The sequence below is a fragment of the Providencia sp. wls1922 genome, assembly GCF_009706505.1.
Lineage (GTDB): Bacteria > Pseudomonadota > Gammaproteobacteria > Enterobacterales > Enterobacteriaceae > Providencia > Providencia lanzhouensis.
The window spans coordinates 1-23,680 of sequence record NZ_WLUG01000110.1; the positions used below are offsets into that span (position 1 = coordinate 1).

The 23,680-nt window shown below is 38.9% G+C and carries 33 protein-coding genes and 1 pseudogene; 21 read left to right on the forward strand and 13 right to left on the reverse strand.

Going from position 1 to position 23,680, the window contains the following annotated elements; all coding sequences use genetic code 11:
• On the reverse strand, positions 1 to 257 hold a 257-nt coding region (locus GKR71_RS16220), incomplete at its 3' end, for a DinI-like family protein (protein ID WP_154634552.1).
• Between the two features lie 369 nt (positions 258 to 626).
• Here GKR71_RS16220 and GKR71_RS16225 point away from each other — a divergent pair.
• Positions 627 to 1,352, forward strand: coding sequence for a hypothetical protein (locus GKR71_RS16225; RefSeq protein ID WP_154634553.1), 726 nt, complete (start codon positions 627 to 629; stop codon positions 1,350 to 1,352).
• Positions 1,353 to 1,598: 246 nt separating this feature from the next.
• Positions 1,599 to 1,766, forward strand: a pseudogene (locus tag GKR71_RS16230) (NADP-dependent isocitrate dehydrogenase); the annotation flags it as partial.
• 122 nt (positions 1,767 to 1,888) lie between these two features.
• Here the strand turns inward: GKR71_RS16230 and GKR71_RS16235 are convergent.
• The 9 genes from GKR71_RS16235 to GKR71_RS16270 all read right to left on the reverse strand — a co-directional run bounded on the left by GKR71_RS16235 (position 1,889) and on the right by GKR71_RS16270 (position 8,097).
• The gene (locus GKR71_RS16235; RefSeq protein ID WP_154634554.1) at positions 1,889 to 3,022 is read right to left on the reverse strand and encodes a phage integrase Arm DNA-binding domain-containing protein; all 1,134 of its coding nucleotides are present in this window, start codon (positions 3,020 to 3,022) and stop codon (positions 1,889 to 1,891) included.
• Positions 2,997 to 3,248, reverse strand: coding sequence for a hypothetical protein (locus GKR71_RS16240; protein ID WP_036965991.1), 252 nt, complete (start codon positions 3,246 to 3,248; stop codon positions 2,997 to 2,999). Before GKR71_RS16240 ends, GKR71_RS16235 begins: the two co-directional genes overlap by 26 nt.
• Positions 3,248 to 3,454 (reverse strand): hypothetical protein, encoded by a 207-nt coding sequence (locus GKR71_RS20430; RefSeq protein ID WP_154634555.1) that lies wholly within the window; start codon positions 3,452 to 3,454, stop codon positions 3,248 to 3,250. The genes GKR71_RS16240 and GKR71_RS20430 overlap by 1 nt, the downstream gene beginning before the upstream one ends.
• Positions 3,455 to 3,693: 239 nt before the next feature.
• On the reverse strand, positions 3,694 to 3,861 hold the full coding sequence (locus tag GKR71_RS19925; protein WP_195848981.1) for a hypothetical protein: 168 nt from the start codon (positions 3,859 to 3,861) through the stop codon (positions 3,694 to 3,696).
• A 29-nt stretch (positions 3,862 to 3,890) separates the two neighbouring features.
• Positions 3,891 to 4,070, reverse strand: a complete 180-nt coding sequence (locus GKR71_RS16250) for a hypothetical protein (RefSeq protein WP_154634556.1) — start codon at positions 4,068 to 4,070, stop codon at positions 3,891 to 3,893.
• 44 nt (positions 4,071 to 4,114) lie between these two features.
• On the reverse strand, positions 4,115 to 4,615 hold the full coding sequence (locus GKR71_RS16255; RefSeq protein ID WP_154634557.1) for a siphovirus Gp157 family protein: 501 nt from the start codon (positions 4,613 to 4,615) through the stop codon (positions 4,115 to 4,117).
• Entirely contained in the window at positions 4,615 to 6,621 is a 2,007-nt protein-coding gene (locus GKR71_RS16260) for a hypothetical protein (RefSeq protein WP_154634558.1), read from the reverse strand. The genes GKR71_RS16255 and GKR71_RS16260 overlap by 1 nt, the downstream gene beginning before the upstream one ends.
• A gap of 12 nt (positions 6,622 to 6,633) precedes the next feature.
• Complete coding sequence (locus GKR71_RS16265) at positions 6,634 to 6,966, reverse strand: hypothetical protein (RefSeq protein WP_036965975.1); 333 nt, start codon at positions 6,964 to 6,966, stop codon at positions 6,634 to 6,636.
• 378 nt (positions 6,967 to 7,344) lie between these two features.
• Complete coding sequence (locus GKR71_RS16270; protein WP_154634559.1) at positions 7,345 to 8,097, reverse strand: LexA family transcriptional regulator; 753 nt, start codon at positions 8,095 to 8,097, stop codon at positions 7,345 to 7,347.
• A gap of 107 nt (positions 8,098 to 8,204) precedes the next feature.
• Between GKR71_RS16270 and GKR71_RS16275 the strand changes: the two genes are divergently transcribed.
• The 11 genes from GKR71_RS16275 (at position 8,205) to GKR71_RS16325 (ending at position 15,296) form a co-directional block, all read left to right on the forward strand.
• Positions 8,205 to 8,453, forward strand: coding sequence for a helix-turn-helix domain-containing protein (locus GKR71_RS16275; protein ID WP_154634560.1), 249 nt, complete (start codon positions 8,205 to 8,207; stop codon positions 8,451 to 8,453).
• A 44-nt stretch (positions 8,454 to 8,497) separates the two neighbouring features.
• Positions 8,498 to 8,953 carry a toxin YdaT family protein gene (locus tag GKR71_RS16280; protein ID WP_154634561.1) on the forward strand — a complete coding sequence of 152 codons (456 nt, stop codon included), beginning with the start codon at positions 8,498 to 8,500 and terminating at the stop codon, positions 8,951 to 8,953.
• A gap of 17 nt (positions 8,954 to 8,970) precedes the next feature.
• Complete coding sequence (locus tag GKR71_RS16285) at positions 8,971 to 9,195, forward strand: hypothetical protein (protein WP_154634562.1); 225 nt, start codon at positions 8,971 to 8,973, stop codon at positions 9,193 to 9,195.
• 1 nt (position 9,196) lies between these two features.
• A complete protein-coding gene (locus tag GKR71_RS19930) occupies positions 9,197 to 10,027 on the forward strand; it encodes a replication protein (protein ID WP_195848982.1) in 831 nt (276 codons plus the stop codon).
• A complete protein-coding gene (locus GKR71_RS16295; RefSeq protein ID WP_154634563.1) occupies positions 10,017 to 11,426 on the forward strand; it encodes a replicative DNA helicase in 1,410 nt (469 codons plus the stop codon). The genes GKR71_RS19930 and GKR71_RS16295 overlap by 11 nt, the downstream gene beginning before the upstream one ends.
• A gap of 79 nt (positions 11,427 to 11,505) precedes the next feature.
• On the forward strand, positions 11,506 to 12,195 hold the full coding sequence (locus tag GKR71_RS16300) for a hypothetical protein (protein WP_154634564.1): 690 nt from the start codon (positions 11,506 to 11,508) through the stop codon (positions 12,193 to 12,195).
• A 36-nt stretch (positions 12,196 to 12,231) separates the two neighbouring features.
• Entirely contained in the window at positions 12,232 to 13,050 is an 819-nt protein-coding gene (locus tag GKR71_RS16305; RefSeq protein WP_154634565.1) for a DUF5677 domain-containing protein, read from the forward strand.
• 16 nt (positions 13,051 to 13,066) lie between these two features.
• A complete protein-coding gene (locus tag GKR71_RS16310; protein WP_195848983.1) occupies positions 13,067 to 13,771 on the forward strand; it encodes a hypothetical protein in 705 nt (234 codons plus the stop codon).
• Positions 13,772 to 13,855: 84 nt separating this feature from the next.
• On the forward strand, positions 13,856 to 14,449 hold the full coding sequence (locus GKR71_RS16315; protein WP_154634567.1) for a DUF1367 family protein: 594 nt from the start codon (positions 13,856 to 13,858) through the stop codon (positions 14,447 to 14,449).
• A gap of 11 nt (positions 14,450 to 14,460) precedes the next feature.
• A complete protein-coding gene (locus GKR71_RS16320; RefSeq protein ID WP_154634568.1) occupies positions 14,461 to 14,775 on the forward strand; it encodes a Ref family recombination enhancement nuclease in 315 nt (104 codons plus the stop codon).
• On the forward strand, positions 14,763 to 15,296 hold the full coding sequence (locus tag GKR71_RS16325) for an antiterminator Q family protein (RefSeq protein ID WP_154634569.1): 534 nt from the start codon (positions 14,763 to 14,765) through the stop codon (positions 15,294 to 15,296). The genes GKR71_RS16320 and GKR71_RS16325 overlap by 13 nt, the downstream gene beginning before the upstream one ends.
• A gap of 82 nt (positions 15,297 to 15,378) precedes the next feature.
• On the opposite strand, the gene GKR71_RS16330 is transcribed toward GKR71_RS16325, so the two are convergent.
• Positions 15,379 to 16,032 carry a hypothetical protein gene (locus GKR71_RS16330; RefSeq protein WP_154634570.1) on the reverse strand — a complete coding sequence of 218 codons (654 nt, stop codon included), beginning with the start codon at positions 16,030 to 16,032 and terminating at the stop codon, positions 15,379 to 15,381.
• A gap of 159 nt (positions 16,033 to 16,191) precedes the next feature.
• On the opposite strand from GKR71_RS16330, the gene GKR71_RS16335 reads away from it, so the two are divergent.
• Genes GKR71_RS16335 through GKR71_RS16345 form a run of 4 tightly spaced genes read left to right on the forward strand, consistent with a single transcriptional unit; the run spans position 16,192 to position 17,562 of the window.
• Entirely contained in the window at positions 16,192 to 16,461 is a 270-nt protein-coding gene (locus GKR71_RS16335; RefSeq protein ID WP_108477988.1) for an HP1 family phage holin, read from the forward strand.
• Positions 16,461 to 16,931: a lysozyme gene (locus GKR71_RS16340; protein WP_154634571.1), complete on the forward strand. Its 471-nt coding sequence runs from the start codon at positions 16,461 to 16,463 to the stop codon at positions 16,929 to 16,931. Before GKR71_RS16335 ends, GKR71_RS16340 begins: the two co-directional genes overlap by 1 nt.
• Complete coding sequence (locus GKR71_RS19935; RefSeq protein WP_195848984.1) at positions 16,913 to 17,086, forward strand: hypothetical protein; 174 nt, start codon at positions 16,913 to 16,915, stop codon at positions 17,084 to 17,086. The genes GKR71_RS16340 and GKR71_RS19935 overlap by 19 nt, the downstream gene beginning before the upstream one ends.
• A gap of 20 nt (positions 17,087 to 17,106) precedes the next feature.
• Positions 17,107 to 17,562: a lysis protein gene (locus GKR71_RS16345; protein ID WP_230085106.1), complete on the forward strand. Its 456-nt coding sequence runs from the start codon at positions 17,107 to 17,109 to the stop codon at positions 17,560 to 17,562.
• On the opposite strand, the gene GKR71_RS20435 is transcribed toward GKR71_RS16345, so the two are convergent.
• Positions 17,529 to 17,975, reverse strand: coding sequence for a hypothetical protein (locus GKR71_RS20435; RefSeq protein ID WP_154634573.1), 447 nt, complete (start codon positions 17,973 to 17,975; stop codon positions 17,529 to 17,531). The two genes, GKR71_RS16345 and GKR71_RS20435, sit on opposite strands and share 34 nt — an antisense overlap.
• Before the next feature lie 417 nt (positions 17,976 to 18,392).
• Here GKR71_RS20435 and GKR71_RS16355 point away from each other — a divergent pair, with 417 nt between their 5' ends.
• On the forward strand, positions 18,393 to 18,665 hold the full coding sequence (locus GKR71_RS16355) for a hypothetical protein (protein WP_154634574.1): 273 nt from the start codon (positions 18,393 to 18,395) through the stop codon (positions 18,663 to 18,665).
• A gap of 81 nt (positions 18,666 to 18,746) precedes the next feature.
• Entirely contained in the window at positions 18,747 to 19,748 is a 1,002-nt protein-coding gene (locus GKR71_RS16360) for a terminase small subunit (protein ID WP_154634575.1), read from the forward strand.
• A 184-nt stretch (positions 19,749 to 19,932) separates the two neighbouring features.
• Here GKR71_RS16360 and GKR71_RS16365 read toward each other — a convergent pair whose 3' ends face one another.
• Positions 19,933 to 20,460 carry a hypothetical protein gene (locus GKR71_RS16365; protein ID WP_154634576.1) on the reverse strand — a complete coding sequence of 176 codons (528 nt, stop codon included), beginning with the start codon at positions 20,458 to 20,460 and terminating at the stop codon, positions 19,933 to 19,935.
• Between the two features lie 286 nt (positions 20,461 to 20,746).
• On the opposite strand from GKR71_RS16365, the gene terL reads away from it, so the two are divergent.
• Together terL and GKR71_RS16375 are read left to right on the forward strand one after the other, a co-directional pair.
• Positions 20,747 to 22,144, forward strand: a complete 1,398-nt coding sequence (terL, locus tag GKR71_RS16370) for a phage terminase large subunit (RefSeq protein WP_154634577.1) — start codon at positions 20,747 to 20,749, stop codon at positions 22,142 to 22,144.
• Between the two features lie 2 nt (positions 22,145 to 22,146).
• A complete protein-coding gene (locus tag GKR71_RS16375; protein WP_154634578.1) occupies positions 22,147 to 23,649 on the forward strand; it encodes a phage portal protein in 1,503 nt (500 codons plus the stop codon).
• Positions 23,650 to 23,680: the final 31 nt, after the last annotated feature.

Below are 23,680 nucleotides of genomic sequence, written 5' to 3' on the forward strand. Positions count from 1 at the left end.
TCAGTTTCTTTCATTTCAGGCATCCAGTCTCCATCATTCCAGATTTCTTCCAGCGTTTCTTCAATGTAGGTTTTCTTTTCGTTCTTTCCAAGACCATCAATAGACACATTCGCTTGAGATCCCCAGTTGATATCGATGTTTAAATCGGGGTATTTAGAGCTCAATCTTTTTGTGATCTCATTTCTCAATGCGTCGAAAGTCCCCATGGGTAACTTGCCTTTCATACTTGCAGCGAAGCGAACTTTAATTGTAACCATCTCACATCCTCCTTACATAAAACACTGTATATAAAAACAGTTAAATAATAACTGTGATTATATACAGTAAAATATTAGTAGAGGTCAAGAAATAAGGTGAAATTTATCTTATGGCTAAGAAAATGACTTCCCCAAAACCATTTAAAGAATATCGTCAAATCAAGAGGTTAAATGATAGTTGAAAATGACATAAAACCAAGGGTTAATGCCATTTAAATAATTATGAATCAATAAGTTAAGTTATTATTAAGCGCATGAATAAAATGCATATCATTAGTATGCTTAAAAATATACCATAGTGTTATTCTAATAAAATTACCGATATTGATAGAGCTCATAAACAATTCATATAAATCAAAAGGATATTAAATGAATAGTGACACTGATACAGAAAAAAAAGACTCTGTATGGGATGAAGAAATAGCAAGATTGCTTGATAAGAGAGCAACCTTTGTAAGGTGGACAAATATTATTTTAATAGGGGTTCTTGTATGCGCAGCTGTGGCTGTTGCAATTTTAATTATCAATGGTAAGGACTCGCAACGTAGTTGGATTTCAGAAACAATGACAACACCTAAAAGAAATTCACTGGTATCGGGTGACATTGTCATTTTTAAAACAGGGAAAGGTAATGAAACGAGAGCTGGTGTTTATGTCGGAAATGATGGGTCTATAAAATCAGGTAGTAATAGCTCAGAAAATGGAAGTTTCATAATGAATGACTTGGGAAATAATGGAGAGGCTTGGAATGTATTAACAGAAAAAATCAGGCAACTACAGTCTAAAAAAAGCGAAAGTGAGAAAATTGCAGATTCAATTGCAACGGTCCTTTTAAATTTATCTTTGATAATATTTATAGGCTTTGTAATGAAGGCGGTATTGGTTTTTATACGGTATTACATGCAATTAGGTGCTGATTTTGAAAATCAAAAACTTGCATATGCATTAAGCAAAGGACATGCAGGTGATTTTTCCCATATCTTAAGAAATCTTCGAAAAAACAGCATTAATTTCGAAAAAACACCAACTCTACCACAAGAGAAAATAATCCTATCGCTAATTAAATCCATGGGGAAGTCAGGAGATAAAAAATAACTATTGAATTTATGTTTCATCAGATAACTGACTGCCACTGACCGATTTTAATCTCTGGATCTTGGGGAGTTAAACCAATAAACATAAGTGTATTTAATGTAGCCTTCTGCAAAAAAAACTTTCTGCAAAACTATTTGTTATGCATTGATCTTTAAGCAATTTTTAAACAGATAATTACAGGTATAATAAGGATGTTTATAATCAATATACTTATATAAATCAATGTGTTATTTTTTTTATCTGATTGTGGTGCTGCGCCATATGGGTTGGGTTGAAGCGGCAGACTTAATCGTTAAGGGTATGGAAGGCGCAATCGCGGCTAAGACTGTAACTTACGATTTCGAACGTCAATTAGAAGGCGCTAAATTACTGAAATGTAGCGAATTCGGCGACGCAATCATTAAACACATGTAATTTATTACGTAGTGTGATTAATAACGGGAGCCTAATGGTTCCCGTTTGTTTTTTGTTCAATTATAATCTTCCCCAAAACCCCACCAAAACTCTTCCCCAAAACGGTTCAAAAAATAGGCTATTTAAATCGCAATAATTTGCCATTCTTTACCTCGGTCATCATTATATTTGTCGGTCATTTTCTGTGACTTATGACCAAGGAGTTTCTGGGTGTTGATCCCTTGCTCTCGATAGAGTCTTTCAGATAGAGAACGCTGTTCATGAAATGAAGGTGCCGACTTTTCAGCCCATGTTAGCCCGCATTTATCCCTAGCTTTTTTAAAAGTTGTCGTTAATGTGTTTGCTGTAACTTGCTCGCCCCGTTGAGCTTGAGAGGTAGTATGGCGATAATGTACGAGATATTGGCTAAGAACAGCATCTCGGCATTTTGAAATAACTTGTTTAAGTGTCATATCAATAGCATCACACTTAATTGACAGAGGGATAGCTAATTTAGATCCAGTTTTCTCTTGTTCAATATGTAACATATCATCCCAAATATCCGAGAATTTCATTTTCACGATATCACCAATCCGCTGACCGGTTACAATTGCTAGAAGCATTCCACATTGCAAATAAGGTGGGTGATTTTCTGCTTGTGCATAAATGATTTTCCACTCATCAAAAGTTAGTCGCTCCCTTTTAATTCTATTTCTAGGTTGTTTAGTCGCTAGAGCTGGATTATAACCAGGAGGTACATGACCAAAATGTTGGGCTTCTTTAAATACATCGATTAGAACCATACGTACTACTTGAGCCATTCTATCGTGCCCAAGTATTTTAACTTCATCGATAATTCTTGATATCTCTAATGCAGTAATGTCTTTAAGAGATAGGGTTCCACAATGCTGCCTAAATAAGTTTAATGGCTTAATTTTTTGTTTATATGAGTTAAATTTAAGTTCTTGAGCATCAAGTCTATCTTTTTGCACTTCTAGATATTTATCTATCCAATTAGTTACACTGATCCCAAGCTTTTTATTTTTAATACCTGAAAGGCGGTCATTAATGCTTAAAATTTGCTTTGTTTGCTGCTCTGCAATAATGGTATTAGCTTGAGATGCAACTTGCACAGCTTCTTCGGCATCTGTGCCAAGGCTATGGAATGTGCCTGTTAGTGGGTGTTTATATTGCCAGTATGTTTTTCCATTTCGTTTATCTAACTTTCGGTAGAGATTTGGAATGGTGATTTTATGAGAACGTGGTCTTGCTGCCATCTGATAAAATCCTCAATAATTTTTCATTTGCCTGTGTCGGTAATTGGGGTTTAGAAACTAAACCTACGTACCTTGAGTCACGGTCAATCATCCAACGTTTGCCAACCTTTAAAGCAGGGGGGATCATCATGTTGGCTTTGGCGTATTTAATTAAGACTTGTTGGGTGGGGGCACTATCACCAAATTCTAATTGCGCCCATGCTTCTAGCTTAATCATTCGAGACATCATAGCCTCCTGTGATATTTTTTCTCATTCTGGTCTTGCCTCATCATTAATAAAATGATCTTATCTGCAGTATCACAAGCATGTTTTATTTCAGCTTCAGTGCATGGTCGATTTTTTACACTTGCAGCTAACTTGCCTAATTTAATATCGAATTCAGTTAATAATTGTTCCTCGGGCACCCAAGGGGTTAGTTGTGGTTGTTTCATGGCGGCTACTCATTATTGAATAATCCGCCATGTTAATTATTACTAAAGAACAAATCTGATTAAGCTTAATCAATTTTTAACTGGTATAACCGAGTCAACCGGGTAACACTCTGCGATTTTCCCTTTGCCGGCTGCAATTTCTCTATCGATTAAACAATTAATTTCATCAGGGTAGATATAGCCATATGGCTCAAACTGACAATTTATTGCGCTACATACGAGTAAAAATAAACCAAACATTATTTCCCACCTTGATGTTTCGATATTGTTGGTTGTATTTCAATTTTGATATTTGCCGGTAGGTCATAGGAGACTTTGCAACGGCGGTCAGTTGAAATAAAACCGTACGATCCATCGGGAAGGGTGATTTTTACTTCTTGGTCTTTTTGATGTTCGTGTCTTAGCATTGGTCTTGCCTCTTTCGTGACATGTCACGCTAGTGAATAATAGGTCTAGTGACAGGGTAGCCTAGTTGCAGTAAAACCGCTTTTTTTACCATTGATAGAGTATGTTCTTCTTGAGTTGTCACATGCTCAGTTGTATCTGTAGACCACTCTACGCTGCATTTATTGCTTACTTCATCATGGGTGATGATAACTTCTAATTTCATGGCCATAATGTATCTCCTGATAATGCGCCCATTACTGGGCGCTTTAGGTATTAACGAACCATTAATGAACGATCACCGACTTCTAAGTGAGCACCAGGAACGTCGACGCCGTTTTCGATCGCCTCTTTAATGGCTTTTTTGTCGGGCGCCGTAATGGTTTGAACATCAACGAGAGCATCAGGAAGAGCCGCTTCATTATCAATGATGACTCGAACAACACCGGCGCGAGCCGTGAAAGTATTCTTAGTTGTTTTTAGCTTATCCATGCCAGACGTTAACAGGCAATCCAGCGCGTATTTTTTGAGGTTCTTAACCTGATTCTCGAATGATTTTTTACGATCAGCCAAACGTTTTGATTCTTCATCCAGCGTTTTAGCTTGCCCTTCTAGATTACGTGCGTGAAGCATAATTGCATCGAGCTTATCGCCTAGTTCACCTTCGATACCAACCAACGTATCGGCGATATCTTCGGCAGTAAACTCGCCGGTTTCGACGAGTTGTTGTAATTTGCTGTAGTCAGCAGCCATTGCAATAGCAGTTGTCTTGGTCATTAAATTGCCTCTTCTTTCTGGTTAAGTTGGTCTAAACACTCTTTTTCAATTTCATTTAACCGGCGCAAACGACCGTTTAAATATTTTTCATATTCACTATCGCCACGTTGTTTGGCCAATTTGGCATGCGTTGAAATTTCACGAGTTAGGTTTGACGTAATACCCCGCAATTCATTTGCAGTGACGGCGCTACGCATGGTCTCAGTGTGTCGAGTAAGCTTTTCATCTAACTCTTTACGAATACGCGTTACATCTTCAGCGTTATCCGTCGCCGCTTTGATTTCGTACTCGAGCTTGTTGCTTGCTACATATTCAGGATTATCGTGCATGCCCATAAACACATCAGAACTAAATCCAAGCATTGATAAGGCTTTTTTAATTGCATCAGTGAGTGATTTTTTAATTGCCTCACCATCGACTTTAATTCCGTAGTTCGTTTGGTAGCGATAAGGCGTGGCGCCATAACTTTCAAACTCACCGCGTGTTTCACATTCGATGGTGTACCAGAACTTGATCTTGAGCGAATGGTTCTGTTCACAAAATAATGAGCCATCAGCATCACGTAAAAATTTAGTGGCCACTTGCTTATTACGTTCATCGAGGACAGGTTCTAGGAGTGGCTTTCCATCAATGAACTTCTCTTCGATAACTTCATATCCCCAGCCTTCACCAATAGGGCCAAAGATTTCAGTTGCGCGCATAAACATGTAAGTGCTGTTAATGCTGGTACCAGTAAATCCCATCCCCTCTAAAGGCTTTGTAAATCGTGCGTCAGTGCGCTGTACGCGCTTCCAAATGCTTAGGTGGTCGTTATTGCCTTCGAGCACTTCATCGATAACGGCTGCACGATGTTCAAAATCATCTTGCTCAGAAGTAGCAGTAGGAATTGGTTTAGTAACTGCCTGCACATCGTTGCTTTCAATAACAACGGGTTCAGGTTCTTTTGTTGCTTTAGCCGGCGTGTCCTTTTTCTTACTTGTACGTTTTGGTTTATCTTGCCTGATGGTTTCTTCAGGCGCCCCATCATTAGCCGGTTTGGTACCTAAGTTATCAACTGAGAAGCGCCCATTACCTAGAGCCGTTACTTTCGTGGTTTCGGTACCAAGTTTGGAATCGATGAACGCTTTACGGGCATTAGCATCGTCAAATAATTCAGGCTTCTCTCGTGCCTCAGTTACTAATGCAAAGATGTTTTCGCGCGGTATATCTAGAGCGCTAGGGAGTGTGCGCAAGTCCATTGATAAACGTTTCCATACTTTATCTTCGGTTGCTATTAATTCTTTAGCTTTACGGATATCAGCACTACGGATAGCGTCAAAATCAACATCACCAATTAATGCAAGGGCAACCTCCATATCAATCGTGGCGTAGTCACGTTTAAGTACAGGTTCTTCTTCAATTGCTGCTTTAGAAGTAACATCTTCAGGTTTAGGATCTTCAACTAACCAACTGTTACCTAACCCAATTGCATCGATGACGGAAACATTATCATCAGCATATTCAAAAACAGCATGGGCAATTTCAGATGTTTGTTCAGCATCCATAGAATCGAGAGCTTTTATTCTTCCCAAGCCTTGAGCGATATTACGGATTTTTGGTTGCTCTGAACTTTCATTCATAAAGCTAATGGCTTTACTTACATCAGTGCGAGTAAACTGGGTTTTACCAAACAACAAGATTGCAGCGATACGAATAGTCGTATTTATTTTGCTAAACTCTTCTAATTTTGCTGGCTTCCAGCAAGTACCGTCGAATTCATTTTCTATTGCAAATGTTTCATCAAATTGGCCAACCGGTGGGCGAGGTGAGCCCATGGCATCTTCACAAACGATAGGTTCGTCAGTGTTGAAGTTATCCATAGCGTCTGGATACACTTCTGATAACTTAACCATGGCTGTTGCGGCAGCTAGTTTTGCATTTGCAGCATCGAGAGCGATAGTTAGTGGTACCGCTCCGTTAGTTCGAGCCTCGGTCGTTGGCTCAAATACACAGATAAAAGTTGTCATTGGTCTTGCCTCTTAATAAGGGATTTGTTCGTCAGTTTTAGAAATGGGTTTGCCTTCCAAACAGAGCAGCATCTGGATCTGGTCTTCCAGTAGGCTTGATTTCACCTGAGCATCAGCAAGAATTTTGCTTTGCTCGGCTTTGAGTGAGTCAATCTCTAATTGAACTAGCTCAGTATTTGACGGAGCAGTAAAGGGAATGTCGATAGTATGCTCAGCAATGACAAAGCCTAAACCAGATTCAATATCATATTTAAATGGATAAGGGCGGTATTTGTATGAGCCGTCAAATTGTTTCTGAGCATGAATGTATAAGGTGACACTTAGGGTTTTAGGTTGTGCTTTCATAGCAGCTCCTTTAAAATAACAGTGATCAGTGATTTATCATTGGTCTTGCCTCTTCTAGCGTTTGGTCGCGCTAGTAGAACTCTCGGTTAGCTTTGGTCGGCGACCCGAGGTAAAGGAACCCACTTCGGTGGGTTTTTTTACGTCTGTAAATCAATACTCGTCTTTCCGAGTTGTCTGGTCTTGCCTCAAGCTTTGGTCTAACTGTTTCCCTGGTGTGGGCTAATTTTTAAGTCTGAACACTTATCTAAACACTTGCTGTGTTTGTATTAATGAAATGAATATTAGCAGCGCTATTTTTAATTATCAATAGCATTGCTAATTATTTTAAGCGAAAAAAAGCCGCTAATATTAGCGGCGGTATTTAACTGTTTGTTTTAGTTAAGCAAAATCAACCATTTTTATTGGAAGAGATTTTATAACTTTACCTATCACACGCAAGTCATGCATCTCAGACTCTTCGATATAAAAGGTTTCATAGGCGGGATTATCTGATTTGACCGCGAGTTTTCTGCCTTTAACGCGTTGTAGTCGTTTAATGAACAGGGAATTTTCAAAACTAAACACATAGACGCCATCCCCATCAAAGAAGTCGCTATGCGTATCAACAAAGACAACATCTCTAGGATTAATTGCAGGGGACATGCTGTCACCACTGATATTAATCATCTCAATGCCTTTCAGACTTTTACGACCAAATAACTCAAAAACTTTTTCGGAAGAGAACTCGATAGATTTTATGGTATCTGGGAAGTCATTGTTAATAAAACCACCCGGGCCTGCTTTCGCATATATATCCATTAATCTCAATGTGTTGTGATCATTTCTAACCGAATGTTGCGGTTGAGCTATCTCAACATTTCGATTTGTTGACCTGACGTAGTCGAGTAAAATTTTTAATTCAGGGTTGATATCTTCAGGATCAACGCGAAGTAAAGCAGCAAATTTTAATGTGGTATCTGTATTTAACGCGGTACGGCCATTTAGGTACTGGCTAACCGCTCCTTGCGTAGCAAAACCAAGTGCCTCCGCGGCTTTTTCTTGAGTTAAGCCGAGAGATTCACGTTTGCTTTCCCAGATATTGCGTAAATTCTGGGCTGCTACCTTGTCAGATTCGGAAATTTTTCTGTTCATACTGTCTAGTTTATTTGTATTACTAATATTTTTCCAATAGCGTTGCTATTGATCTATTTAATTAGCATTGCTAATATTGCATTGTTAAGTTAAAAAGGAGCTAACAAATGAAATTAAATATCTACCTAAAGCAGCAGCAAATTAGCCAGTCTGAGTTTGCTCAGGCAGTTGGCGTGACACAGGGCTACATTAGCCAAGTCATTGCAGGAAATTACATTCCAAAGGGACGCAAAGCTATTGAGTGGGCATCGAAAACAAATTGGCTAGTAACCCCACATGACTTGAACCCGATAGATTACCCAAACCCTTACGACGGCTTACCCAAGGAGCCATCAGTATTACAGCTATCAGATTAAAAAACTGATTATTCATAATCAATTTTGCGACAGGAGACGCAGAGATGAGTTTTGATATCGATATTGTCCGCTCCGAAATTGAGAGTTGGGCTACAGAACACGGTCAAGAGCACGTAGCGATTGAGATAAGTCGTGCGTATTTGCAGATCACACGAGACAAATCACAGAGCCGCTTGCATGTGATTGAAGATGAACGAGGACAAGCGGATTGGAAAGCGATTAACAATAACCGACAGCAGATATTTCGTTGGTTGCGAGGCGACTCGAGCGCATCAATGAAAAAATTAGCAGAGCTGATGCCAGCGATTGAAATGGCGTTGCCAGCTTCGAGGTTAGCTCGAGTACGTGGCGATACAAAAAACTATTTAGCATCAGTGGCCATACAGCGATTTGCAGAAGCTATGACCGAAATTTTATTAGAGGGGCGTGACATGTCACACCGAATAAATAATGCCGTTAATGCACTCAATGCAATATCACGCCCGACCAGCGTGCACTAATTCAAGAGGCAAGACCAATGCTAAGAACGACTGAATTAATTACCTACTGCAATGGTTTTTTATTGAATGGAAAGCCAGCAGACAGAAAACAAATCGAAGACATTTTCGAGGGAAGAAGGGCGATAGCGCTCAACATTGGAGAGCAATACGAACAACAAAAACAAAAGCTACTTTTAAAGAAACTGACGCCTGAGCAGTACCAGAACGCTTGCCGTGATATCGCGAAAGCGCTGGGGGTGTGAAATGAGACCATCAGATTTGTTGCTCGATTTTGGGCGGCCTGTGGCTTACTACCCTGGTCTAGTTAAACGCTTTGGTAGCGTCAATGCGGTGATATTTTTTAGCCAGATATTTTATTGGCAGGATAAAACTGATTCTGAATTAGGGGTCTATAAGTCTTCTGAGGATATTACGGCCGAAACGGGCTTAAGCTATCGTGAGCAACTCACCGCAAGAAAACATCTTGTGAAACGTGGGGTTTTAATTGAAACGGATAGACGTCTAGAACACAAAATATATTACCGTATAGATTGCGACCAACTTGACCAAATTATGACACAACCTATTGATAATATCCCAAATGCGCAAAGCGCAATCGGGGAAAGTCACAATGGGGATTTGGCGAAACAACAAAATGAACAGCCGCCACAAGACAAATTCGACGGTGGCGGTGAAACAAATCCGCAGTTCGATCCTACAGAGATTACAACAGAGAATACTACAGAGAATACTAATGGTACGTCAGACTGTGCTGACGTACCCAAACCCTCATCAAAAATAAAATTAGATTATGGCCATATCCTTGAGGCTTATCACAGCATCTTGCCTGATATGCCATCGGTTAAAGTGATGACTGATGCACGAAAACGGATGCTGAAAAACTTTTGGCTAAAATTTAAATTTAACCAGGAACGTTGGGAAAATTATCTGTCGTACATAGCGAATCATTGTCGGTGGATGACTGAAGATCGTGATAACGGTCGTGGAGGTTTATGGCGACGCAAAAACTTGGATTACCTGATCACTGAACGTTGCTACGTGGCGGTCAAGGAGGAGCGAGCCAATGACAAATAATTATTTTGTTCCTCCCTGTAATCTTGAAGCTGAACAAGCGGTTTTAGGCGGTTTGATGATTAGCACAGACGAAGATAAGCGTCAGCATGTTATTTCGCTAATTAAACCTGAATCATTCTATCAGTGGTCACATAATCGGATTTTTGCAGAGATAGTTCGACTGATTAAAACCAATCAGCCTACTGATGTAATTACCGTAAGCGATGCGCTAACAGCTAATGGTGATTTAGACAATGTTGGTGGATTCGCCTATGTCGCTGAGCTTTGCATGTTACCAACAGCAGCAAACATAGTGAATTATGCAAGGATCATTCGTGATAAGGCCATACAGCGTTATGCGATTAATAATCTCAATAATTGCGTTGAAATGTTGATGGCCAATGATGGGCTTGAAGTGAGTAATAAACTCGCTAATGTACAGCAAGTTGTTTCAAGTATTATCGAACATGCGAAAACTGGAAAAAGTAAAGGGCTTAGACCTGCTCGTGATGTAGTAGGGGACTGGATTGAAGAAGTTGAAAGGCGTTTTGATGATCCGACGAATGCCGCTGGTTTTACTTTAGGTATCGAATCACTTGATGACTTAATGGCTCCCAAGCAAGCGCTAAGAGGATCTTTAATCGTTGTGGGTGCTAGGCCTAAAATGGGAAAAACAGCTTTCTACAACCGCGTAGCCACACATTTTGCCCTAAACCATCGGTTACCTACATTGTTGTTTAGTTTGGAAATGACGGACAGGGGGATCATTGAGCGCATGATTGCTCAAGAGGGGGGAGTCTCAGCAGATATATTCTATACCGGTGCGCATGATGATATAGAAATGGCTCGAGCATTAGCCAGAGCTGAAGAAATCGCAGAGTCGAATATGTACATCGACAGCACTCCTGGTGTTGATTTGCACCATATTATTGCTGAGTGTCGAAAGGTAAAAAGAGTTAAAGGGAAAATTGGGCTCATTGCTGTGGATTACCTGACATTAATCAAAGCTGCCCCAGCAGAACGCCGCGATATTGCCTACGGTGACATTACAACGGGTTTAAAGAACTTAGCCAAGGAAATGGATTGTGTGGTCCTATTACTAACCCAGCTTAACCGTAAACTGGAAGAACGAGCAGATAAACGACCGACACCTGCAGATAGCCGAGATACAGGACAAATTGAGCAAGATTGTGATGTTTGGATAGGCTTATACCGTGATGCGGTTTATAACAACAATGCAGATAAATCGTTGATGGAAATTATTCTTCGTTTGAATCGTGATGGAAATACCGGAACGGCTTATGGGCAGCTGGTGGATTCGTACATCAAAAACATTAGCCAAAATGAGGCTGAAAGGCTGTCGTTTAAGGGGCAAGACAAAGGGAGAGGGTATTCAAAGAAAGGGACGCAAGCGTTTTGAGTTATTCGTTGATTAATAGATATAGCTTATCTTTTAGCTATAATGTTTATAGTCATAAAATAGATGAAAGATAATATTAATGAAAAAAAATTTTAGTAAATTGGAAGAAAAATTTAAACATTTCATATCAACAAGTCTGGGGAGCATATGTTTAGATGATATGAAAGAAAGTTTTGAAAAAGGAGATGGCAGACAATATCAAATGGCTGATTTTCTTCTCAAAAAGGATAAAATTATTTTAGAAATGAAGACATTATTTAGCGATAGAAGCCAAATTGTTAATGAAAAGCTTAATGATTTAACAAAAACAGATTTGTGGTTGAAAAATAATTGGTATGGTGAAGTTCCTTTAAAGGAGTTAATTGAAAAACATCCTAATTCTGTTCAGTTTAGACAAAAAATATTAGATTTTGCGTATAGAAATATTAAAGAAAATATATTAAAAAAAGCGAACGAACAATTAGGAATTACAAAAAAAATTCTATCTATACCAAAAACGATAGGGGGGTTAGTATTACTGAATGACAAAGTCATATCTTATGATTCAAACCACCTTAGTACTGAAATATTATTTCACCTTAAAACTGGTAAATTTGAAAATATTGATTTTGTTATATTTATATCGGAAATAAATGAAGATTATATTGACCTTAATTTACTTTTAAATAGCAGTACAGGTAATGATGAGTATGTCAAATGGTATTTTGAAAGCAACTTTATGTTCAAATGGGCATCGTATAATAATGCGGGAATACAAACACATAGATAAAAGCATGGAGTATAAATTTGAAATGGAACAGAAATAATGAATATTAAAGATATAGAGTCAGAAGAAGGAATGATTTTATGGAGAGGATGTTTAAATAGCCATTTAAATCATTTGATTGAAAATTTAGAAGTTGTTAGAAATAGTAATAACTATAGGGTCGTTAAGTTATATCCATTGTATGCATCTATTATAGAAGATATTATTTCGTTAGATATTCTAACAAAACACTCCAGGTTAAATCAATGCTATATAATATCGAGGGCTCTCTTGGAAAGAGTAATCAATTATTGTTATTTGCTTTATGCCTCAAATGAAGAGTATGAATCATATGTTGATTATACTAAAAATAAAGCAGCCCGAAGCTTGTCTAGAAGTATAGAACTAGATGGCGTTAAGAAAGTTAGCGTGGAGTTTGCTAATGGTTATTATGAATTACCAGAAGATTATAAAAAAGCCGTTGATAAGTTTACTAGTAAAAATGGAAAGGAAATACCTCGATGGACAAGTTTAAATATAGATAAAAGAGCTATTTTTCTTGATGAAAAGTCAGGGAAGAATCTACTATTACATGTTCTTATGATATATGGTGACGCGTCAGAAGCTTTACATGGTACCCTTTACGGGGCATTATTTCATTTAGGAACCTATAATATTGGTTCAATACCAACAGATCAAAACTCACTTGATGAACATAGAAACAGCGCATTATCTTTTTTATATTTCATGGCATGCTCTGCTATTGGAACTTTATTTTTTGCTTTAAAGGATAATAACGTTGAAGTTAATGAGTCATATGAGCAGATGGAATCTAAATTTAAAAGTGTGACTATTAATACTGGTCTGGCTAAATCATAATTAGGCTGAGGTGATTATGGATGTTAATTGGATGAGTAAGTTTGATTGGGGTATTGCCATTGCAATTTTATCACTGTTATTTACTACAGTTGTTAGCTTTATTACAATCCGATATACAAAAAAATCTTTAGAGTACACCAAAAAATCTGTACAGATTGCAAATGATTCATTAGATGCAACGACAAAATCAGTTGTTACCTCGATCGAGATTTATGAACGCCAAAAAAGAGACGATTTTGAAAAAGAAAATACAATAACAAGAGCGGAGAAGAAAGCTTTGAATTATTTGATTTATAGTGAGGCTAATGGCAATTTTATTGTTTTTCAGCCTATTTTCGATTTTTGTACTTTTATTGGAAGTAATAAAGTAAAATACTATTTATATAATAACAAGGGGAGCGAATCATTTTTAAAGTACGCTGTAAGTGATAATGAAGAGATTGCTTTCTTGTTTTCAAAACAATCTTTAGATGTAATAGATAAATATTTACTTGATACTGCGAGAGTAGACAGCATATTAGTTGAAAAGTTAGTTTTACTAAAAATCAGTACATTAACATATAATAACTCATTTATTATCGCCTTAGAAACCATGATGAAAGCTAATTTAGATAAAAATGAATTAATGGATTTTATAAATAAGTGGATGGTGTTTGTTTCAGCATATAATAAACAATATAAAGATATAATAGACTATTGTAAGCTAAACATGAAATTGTGATATGATTATATTTAATATATAATAGTTACATTATTGGTCTGAACACCCAATCTTAACACTTGCTGTGTCTACTGAGAGAAACGTATGGCACAGCATGGCTTTATCAAAATGTCTAACGACACTCTTGTACCGGCTAATCCCGCTGCGAGAGTTTTTCTGCATTCAAAAATCAAATGTGGTGATGTGCTTTATGCTGATTTTAAGAAAGCACGAAACCCACGATTCCACCGTAAATACTTCGCATTGCTTAACCTCGGATATGAATACTGGGAACCAACCGGCGGTACTATTTCGCCTGAAGAAAAGGAGTTGGTACGTGGTTACGTTAAATTCCTCGCTTACTACACCGATAACGACGATGCCCTCCAGTCAGCTGCAGATGTTTACCTCGATGAAATAGCACAGAAACGCGCTCACAATATATCAGCGACCAAATCCTTTGATGCTTTTCGTTATTGGGTTGTAGAGCAGTCTGGTCACTATGAAACCTTTGAAATGCCGGATGGCAGCCTACGTCGTGTCGCTAAATCAATCAGTTTTGCCAAAATGGATGACCTAGCCTTTGGCGAACTCTACAAAGCCACTCTCGATGTGCTTTGGAACTTCATTTTATTCCGTAAATTCCCTACACAAGAAGCAGCTGAAAATGCGGCGGCTCAGTTATTAGATTTTACCTAGAGGCAAGACCAATGACCAAAAAATCAAAGACCAAAGAAGAGAGACAGTGGCTATCGGATGTAGCCGAACTTGGCTGTATTTGTTGCCGTAATATGGGGTATGGAGCAAGTCTCGCGGAAATTCATCATGTAAGAACGGGGCAGGGAATGGCGCAGCGAGCAAGCCATAAAGACGTTTTACCGTTATGCCCTCCTCATCACAGACCTAGCTATGATACTGGTTTTCATGCAGCGCCAAAAACATGGCAAGAAATTCATGGTACCGAGAGTGAACTACTTGAGCAAACCAAAAGAGAAGTCATGGAGCTGCGCGCATGTCGAGTATAAAAAATATTTCTGATGGACTTGTACTTGATGCAGAGCAAGAAGCCTGGTTACAAGGTTGGTTATCCAAGTTTGGTGCTTGGGTTTACAGTGGTAGATTAGAGAAACGCCAAAGCAGTATCATCGCTGAATTTATGGCAACTGTTGAAAAGCGTGATTATCCAGAAAGGGAGATGTGTAATGACGACGATGGAATGCTAATAACCAAGGTAGTTGATAAAATTTATCATATAGACCGAGTCGCATTTACGTTATTGTTATTACGCTATGCCTTTGTGAGTTCAGATCGTGCCATTGCTCGTTATTATTATGGTATTGCACAGCCACGGCAAATGGTTCGCAGAAATCGCACGCTTGAATATCGAAAGCCCTCGATGGCTACATGCCGCCGTGAGGTAAAAGAAATCATCAGTTCTGCAGAGTATTTAATTTATCCACATCTCTATAATGCATTTAAAATACGCGATAATGAGTGGAAAAAGAAAAATAATAGTAAGAACGTGTTGACTTCCTTGAGCCAATGAGCCACTATTTCAAGGTAAGTTGCCATTTTAGTAACTTCACCAACTAACCCAGCCAATGCGCTGGGTTTTTTGTTTTAACTTTCTATTTTTTATCCGTAATGGCTTGAGTTCCTCTTATCTGGAATTTCTTTTTACCTTCCATATATAAAGGCGATTTAAAGTAGGGGCCATTTTTTACTATTTCAGCGGAATTGACTAACTCTTCCATTGCATGAGCAATACCTTCTTCTAAATATGCAAAAGAATTTTGTCCTTGGGGATAACCATCTGCAATAGTTGTACATTCAATTTTAACATGTTGAATGTTATCCATGTAATTATGAAATGCATCCTGAGAAATAAATAATCCAAATTCTCTCCATGCATATTTTTTACCCCAATAATATTTATCCTTTACTAGATGAGGAGTAACCCTGTTATCATTTTTAGATTTATTTTCATCATGTTTTTGTTTTGACAAGTGTGTTGCATATAAAAAACTCATATTTTTATCTGTATTTTCCACTTTTGAAAGTGCGGAAATATCGAGTACCTTTTCATTATCCTCATTTACATAAAAACCAATATTACATCGATCACCATTCTTGAGGATTGGTTCAGAATTTCCGTAATAAACATACTCAGTTTCTGTTGTTAATGGAGTGAAAGAGTGGCGAAAATTAGTAGCTGTGACCGGAACTACTTTATAGTTTGTAACGATTAGGTCATGAATAGTTTTTAATTCTCTAGATTTCATAAGTTTATTCCTCTATTTGTTATATGAATCTTTCAATATATAAGAAATATTTATATTTTCAACCTTAGATGCCTATTGACGTCTTGTATAAGGGCAGAAAGTAACACTAAAAATTAATTTCTTTTCATTTAACTCGGGCACTCCGTAGGGGGTGAAATCATGCGTATGGATAAATATAGCAACGCAGCCTACGGCAGTGCTGGGCTAACAGCATTTTTTGCAAGCTTATCACTTTATGAGTGGGGCTTTATTATTGGGATGGCGTTCAGCATCATTCTTGGTCTCGCTACTTTTTTTATGAATAGACGGGAGCAACGAAAGCGAACGCGTTTATTCGAAGAACTGGTTCATAAAACCGACCCTCAAAACCCCTCAGCAAAAGCTAAAGTTGTCGCCAGTCTGATGGCGAAAGCGCCAAAGGATATCTAATGTCACTCAAACAAAAACTAACTGTGCTTGTTAGCGCAGGGGCTACGGCTATCGCTTTAACAGTGATTGCGCATTTTGAAGGTGTTAGGTATGAGCCTTATGAAGATGTGGGTGGTGTATTAACGGTTTGTTACGGTCATACAGGAAAAGACATCATTCCTAATAAAGTTTATTCAAAAGAAGAATGTAATGAGTTACTAGAGTTGGATTTTATGAGGACTAAATTACAAGTAGATCGCCTGGTTAAAGTTCCTGTTGATGAACATACAAAAGCCGCCCTTTATTCATTTGCTTTCAACGTTGGGACTGGTGCATTTGCTAAGTCGACAATGCTTAAAAAGTTAAACGCAGGCGATCAATACGGTGCTTGTGATGAACTTAAAAAATGGGTTTACGCTGGTGGTAAGGTATGGCGTGGGCTAGTTAATCGCAGAGAGGCGGAGGCGGCCATATGCCATGGAAACCTGTAGTGGCTGTCATTTTCTTTATGCTACTTGCGATATCAATGATTGCTTTTGGTGCTTATCGTTTGACAGACAACACATGTGGTATTGATAAGGCCAGTTTAGAAAAACGCTGCCAGAAAGCTATCGATCACTATAAAGGTCAGCAAGTTAATTTTTAATCTTCTCTATGGTAATCGCTATGAATATAGTTAGAGTCGCGTTATTTATCGCAGCATGGGTAGCCATATGGGGAATGTGGAAACAACACGAAAGGATAGGTGAGCTAAATACCAAGAATGACGAACTACTTGTTGAGCTGACAGAGCAAGTTAAAATCAATGAAGATTACCAAGAACGCGTCCAATCCCTTCATCAACTCGATACAAAACATACTCAGGAATTAGCCAATGCAAAAAGTGAGATTGATAAGCTGCGTATTGCTGCTGAGCGCAATCCTGAGCGGGTGTACATCAAAGCCAGCTGCCAAAAAGCCGAGGGCACTACCGCCTCCGGCTTGGATGATGCAATCACCGCCAGACCTACTGACTCCGCTATCCGAAATTATTGGCTACTCAGAGAGCGAATTGCAGAGTCAGAGCAGATGATTAAGGGGCTGCAGGACTATATACAAACACAATGTTTAATTGAGCTCTGAATTTCTTTTGCGACAGGTTCTAACCATTGTGGAGGGGTTAAATTTACGTTTTCTCCTTCATTTTTATATTCATAATGTATTGATTCTCCACTTCCGTAATAAATCGGAATATTTTTATCAAATTGTCCGTAAGTAATATCTATAATTGTGGAAGTATCGATTTCAACCCATGCATGAGATTTAGTGAGCCCATTTGTTAATATTTCAAAAGACACTACGTTACAGTCTATATCATAATAATGCTGTAAAATATTTTGTAGTATCCATGAGGCATTTCCACAGCAAGCGCAGGGAAATGTACTGAAGCTTGGTGGGCGAGCAATATTTTGGAATTTAATATTTTCCTTTAGTTTTTTATGGATTTCAATTGTGATTATCTTGGCAATTTTTAGCTTGTCACTCTGAATGAACACTTGAATTCCCCTAAGTTAGTATCATTTCTAGTTCTATATATATTAAATGTATCTGTCAATAATTAGTCAGATGTTGAAATGTTATCTTTATTGAAAATTTCAATATGTTAAAGGTAAATATACGATGGCTAAACCGGATTGTGGGGGCGCTACAGCAACAGTTCTACACATAACGTTATTTTGTGAGGGAAAAATAAAAATGCCCCAGATATCGGGGCGAAGTAGAGAATAATAGTTTATGAATGTGACGTCACTATACGTTAATCGTGAATGACCACAATCTGAAAAAGGTAGTAATCTCAAGCAGATGGTCAGATTAGAGCTTTGATGAACATCTCCTTTCTTATACATAAGTCAAATATGCGTTATTCATTATATTTAGCTAGTGTTAGTATCTCTCAAAAAGGGAGGTAACTAATGATTTCATGGTTCGATGTTATGGCTCTTCTTGCGATACCAATAATTATATTGTTTGTAGTTATAAAGATGGCAATAGGAAGTCATAAGATGCTAGAAAAAAGTGAGCAAGTAAAAGGGGAAGTATTAGAATCTCACAAAAACGAAATTAAAGAGTCTAGCGATGATGTGCAGGCAAGGAAGATAAAGAAAGAAATAGCAACAAAGATAATCTGGTACAGGGTATGCTCTGTTGTACTATTGATACCGGTTCTATATTTTTTGTTTAGATAACACCTCGCTTAGTACGGGGTTTTATTGCAAATCACAAAGCTCACTACGGTGAGTTTTTTAATTTGTTATGAGGAAAATATTATGGCTAAGCCGGATTGGAGCGAGCTACAAAAACAGTTCCTGTCTGACCATGCTAAATCAGGAATATCCCCTAAAAAGTGGTGTGAAGACCAGGGACTTAATTACGCGACAGCACGGCGATATATTAAAAAGCCAGCTGCGCAAAAAACTGCGCAAAAGAAATTGCGCACTGCGCACGAAAAAGAATGCGCAAAAGAGCCAATACACGATAGTGATATATCAATTGCGCAGAGCGGTGAACAAGATAATGCGCACAATGATGAAAACACGTTTAACCTGCGCAACTACAAGCTTACAGACCTACAATTTCGTTTCGTCAATGAGTATCTTATCGACTTAAACCGCACCGCTGCATACAAGAGAGCAGGTGGTAAATGTGATGGCCATAATGCCTACGCTAGCGCAAGTCAGATATATAGAAATATTGAGGTCAATCGAGCAATTAGAGACGCGTTAGCTGAACGAGAACGCAGAACTGAGATAACTCAAGATGCCGTATTAAAAATGTGGTGGGATATTGCGAACGCAGATGTAAACGAGCTAACTGAATACCGTCGTTTATGCTGTCGTCACTGTTGGGGCTTTGGCTTCAATTACCAGTGGCGTGATGCGGTCGAATATGAAGATGCCGTGAAAAAAGCCACGGTGGCAAATAAACCACCTCCAAAAGATGTTGGTGGCTACGGTTACGATGACACGTTAGACCCTAACCCTGATTGCCCTCGATGTAATGGCGCGGGTATTGGTCGTGCGCATTTTCATGATACGCGCGATTTAGCCGGTGCTGCTCGTCGTTTATTCGCCGGCGTGAAAGAGGGTAAGTTTGGTGTCGAGGTGATCACTCGTAATCAAGATGATGCTCTTAAGATGGTTGCACAGCATTTAGGTATGGTGAAAAATAGAACTGAAGTAACCGGTGCGGATGGTAAGCCTATTCAATCAACTGGGATTGACCTTAGTCATTTGAGTTTTGAGCAGCTCCTACAATTGAGAAAAAATTAAAGCTACTTACTTAACATAATGATATATAGAGAATCATTATTAAAATGATTCAGTATAGAGATCTAGATATAACAGTAAAACTTCAACCTAAAGAGATTCGAATGTTGATCTTATAAGTCATAAGGAAAGATATTATCTATTCCTTATGACTATGTTTAGATAGTTCAACTCGCATATGACTTATTTATGGTTTTTTCTTATTGTGTATATCTTTTTTATATATTATTTTTTTGCAGATATAAGGATAAGAAAGGGTTAATGCAACTGCTAATACTGGGAAGATTATAATAAATATCCAGGGAGTTTTAGATTTTGGGAAAGATGGTACATAATGAGGCGCTAAGGATAAGAAAAACAATAGTGTAGAATATGCCCATAATTTCCCTGATATCAAAACAGAAAAAAATATTCCGGAATATTTAATTAACTTATCGACATGCTGATCTTTTAATTTTTTAGAACTAAGATGAACACAATAAATTATGGCTATGAATAATAAAAATAGCCCAACGTAGAAAATTTCAAGGCCGTAATATTTATCAACTAGGAAAGATATTGTTGGGTTAATTTGAGTGTCAAGAGTTATTTTTCCTATATACATAAGATAGATTAAGAAAAGGGCAATGATAAGCATGATGAATTGAAAAATGAATGGAACGATAATCATATTGTTATTGTTTTTTTTCTTAGTTTGTTTAGAGGAGGGAACCATTTTATTTCCTTGTGAAAAATCAGATAAAATAAAATTATAAAGAAATTTTAATATATGTCTATGTTGATAATGTTTTTTTCATAATTATACTTATTTAACATAATGGTGCTTACATGCCCTGCGACTTTTCAACTCAATTAAAATGTCACTCTAAACCGATAAAAGCCTAAATCTTCTCTTTGAATTTGGACTTTTTATTTGTTGCTAATTTGTTATCAAAAACTCATTTCCCATTTCACTGTTATTTGGAAGCGAAAGGGCTATTTCTTACATTTTAGGTATGGCTATGGATATCGATTTCAGTTTATTTGATGAAGAGATCGAAAGGGAGATAGCACGCCGTAGTTTGCATGAATTCATTCAGTATATAAACCCTGAATACATCACAAGCCATTTCTCTCAAACGGTATGTGATGCGCTCGACCAATTCTTGATTGACATGATGGACGGCAAGCGCCCTAAGTTAATATTAGGCGCACCACCGCAACATGGTAAGTCTGATATTGTTTCACGTTATCTTCCCGCTTATTTCTTTGGAAAATACCCTAACATGCGTGTTGGGGCATTGTCGTATTCGTCTGATTTAGCCGGAGATATGAACACCGATGTTCAGCGAATTATGATGTCGGCTGAATATCGTGCGTTATTTCCTAAGAGCTGGTTAGGCAATAAGCCTGAGAATGGCATTGCTGTTAAACGTAATTCTGACGAGTTCGGCATTGCCAATCACAAAGGCAGCTATGTGTGTGCGGGGGTCGGTGGCCCATTAACGGGTAAGAAAGTTGATCTTGGTATTATTGATGACCCGATAAAGAACTCGAAAGAAGCACTTAGTCTGACGGTTAAAAAGTCGATTTGGAACTGGTACGTTTCGACCTTTAAGACTCGCTTATCAAAAAATAGCGGCGAAATCATCATGGCCACGCGGTGGGCGACCGATGATTTATCAGGCCAACTAAAAGAAAAAGCCCCTGAAACCAAAGTGCTTGCATTCCCTGCCATTAATGAGCAAGGGGAAGCGTTGGTACCTGAACTTCACCCCATCGATAAACTGTTGGAAACCAAAGCAATACTGGGTGAGTACTTCTGGTCTGCGATGTATCAACAGTCACCGAAACCGGGTGATGGCCAGATATTCCATGAAGAATTTGTCCGCTATTACTTACCTAAAGACCTACCTGATAAATTCGACAAGGTTATTCATAGTTGGGATATGACCTTTAAAGACAGCGACGGTACCGACTATGTAGTGGGGCAGGTTTGGGGTAAGAAAGATGCCAATGCCTATTTGCTCTATCAAATTCGAAAACGCATGAGCTTTACTCAAACTAAGGATGCCGTGAAGCTGCTCGCGGAAAAATTCCCTGAAGGGCGCCGTAAGCTGGTGGAAGATAAAGCCAATGGCCCAGCGGTAATTGATTCGTTGAAATCTACCGTGTCAGGCTTAATTCCTGTTGAGCCAGACGGCAGCAAAATAGCACGCGCCCACGCCTGTACCGCTGAATGGGAGGCTGGTAATGTGTGGCTACCGCACAAAGATATTGCGCCGTGGATCGTGGAAGCCGTGGAGGAAATTACCACGTTCCCATTCGCTGGCCATGACGACACAGTGGATGCAATGACGCAGGCGCTACGTGATTTATACCAAAAGAAAAAAGGCGGTTTCTTTACAACAAAGAGGTAAATATGTGGCTGTTTAAAAAGCGTAAAACAGAAGAGAAAATCGCGCCGGCTAAACGGTCAGCATTCACAACTGATTTGTATCCTGCGCTAGCAAAAGAGAATGGATTTAAAGGGATAGATTTGCCTCAGCCGGTGATTAACGGTGTGGGGATGGACAGTATTGATACTTCAGTGCCGTCATTTAAAGGTGAGCAAGTTTACGGTGTACCCGAGTCACAGGCGGCTTGGTATGCCTCGCAAATGTTTATTGGCTACAACATGTGCGCGATTATCGCCAAGCACTGGTTAGTCGATAAGGCTTGCAGCATGCCTGCCCGTGATGCCATTCGCCAAGGGTATGATATTGATTGTGATAATGATGATGACAGATCCATCAGTAAAAAGCTGCGTAGTCGCGATAAAAAGTACCGCATACAACACCACTTGAAGGAGCTTATTCACTTCGGGCGTGAGTATGGTGGTCGATTAGCACTGTTCGTGGTAGAAACCTCAAACCCAAATGAGTGGTACGAAAATCCCTTTAATATCGATGGTGTGACTAAAGGAATGTACAAGGGGGTCAAACAAATTGATCCGCAATGGGTAACGCCTGATTTAACCGACTCAAATATTCAAGACCCTGCCAGTATGGATTTTTACGACCCGACCTATTATGTGATTGGTGGTCGCAAATACCATAAGTCGCACTTTATTAAATTTGTGCCATTTCCCGTACCTAACGTGCTAAAGCCGCTTTATAACTATTTTGGTGTGTCGGTACCAGAGCGCATCTATGAGCGTGTCTATGCATCGGAACGTACAGCCAATGAGGCACCGCAACTGGCAATGACCAAACGGTTATTAACTATTGGCATGGCTGACCCTGAAGGAGCAGATAAAAGTACTATTCAGGAGAACATGATTTATTTCATGGAGATGCGCGATAATTATGGCGTGCAGGTTATGGGGAAAGAGGACGTTGCACAGCAGTTCGACACCTCGTTAGCCGATTTAGACGCCACCATTATGACGCAATACCAGCTAGTCGCAGCGGCGGCAAACGTACCCGCAACTAAGTTACTGGGTACCACACCAAAGGGCTTTAATGCCACGGGTGAGTATGAAGAATCGAACTACCGTGAAGAGCTAGAAAGCGTCCAATCAAATGACTTAGATGAACTCTTGCAGCGACATTACGACATGTTGATGCGCAGCGAAGATCTACCTCTGACTGAAATATCGGTCACGTGGGCGCCACTCGATAGCCCAACAGCGGCAGAGAGTGCAGATATTGAGTTGAAGTCTGCTCAGACGGATGCGGCTCTAGCGGCTACGGGTGCCATTGATGGGTTAGATATTCGTAAAAAACTCGCAGCCGATAAAGAGTCGAGCTATTACGGCATTGATGTGAACGAGAGTGACTATGTCGAGACGAATACGAGTCCGAACGAAAAAGGCGAAGTGGGCAACCTCCCGCCAAGCGGTATTGAAGGGCAAGCCCCTACAGTATTCAGCAGCGCCACCTAGCCGTTATCAGCGTGACATGTCACAGTTAATC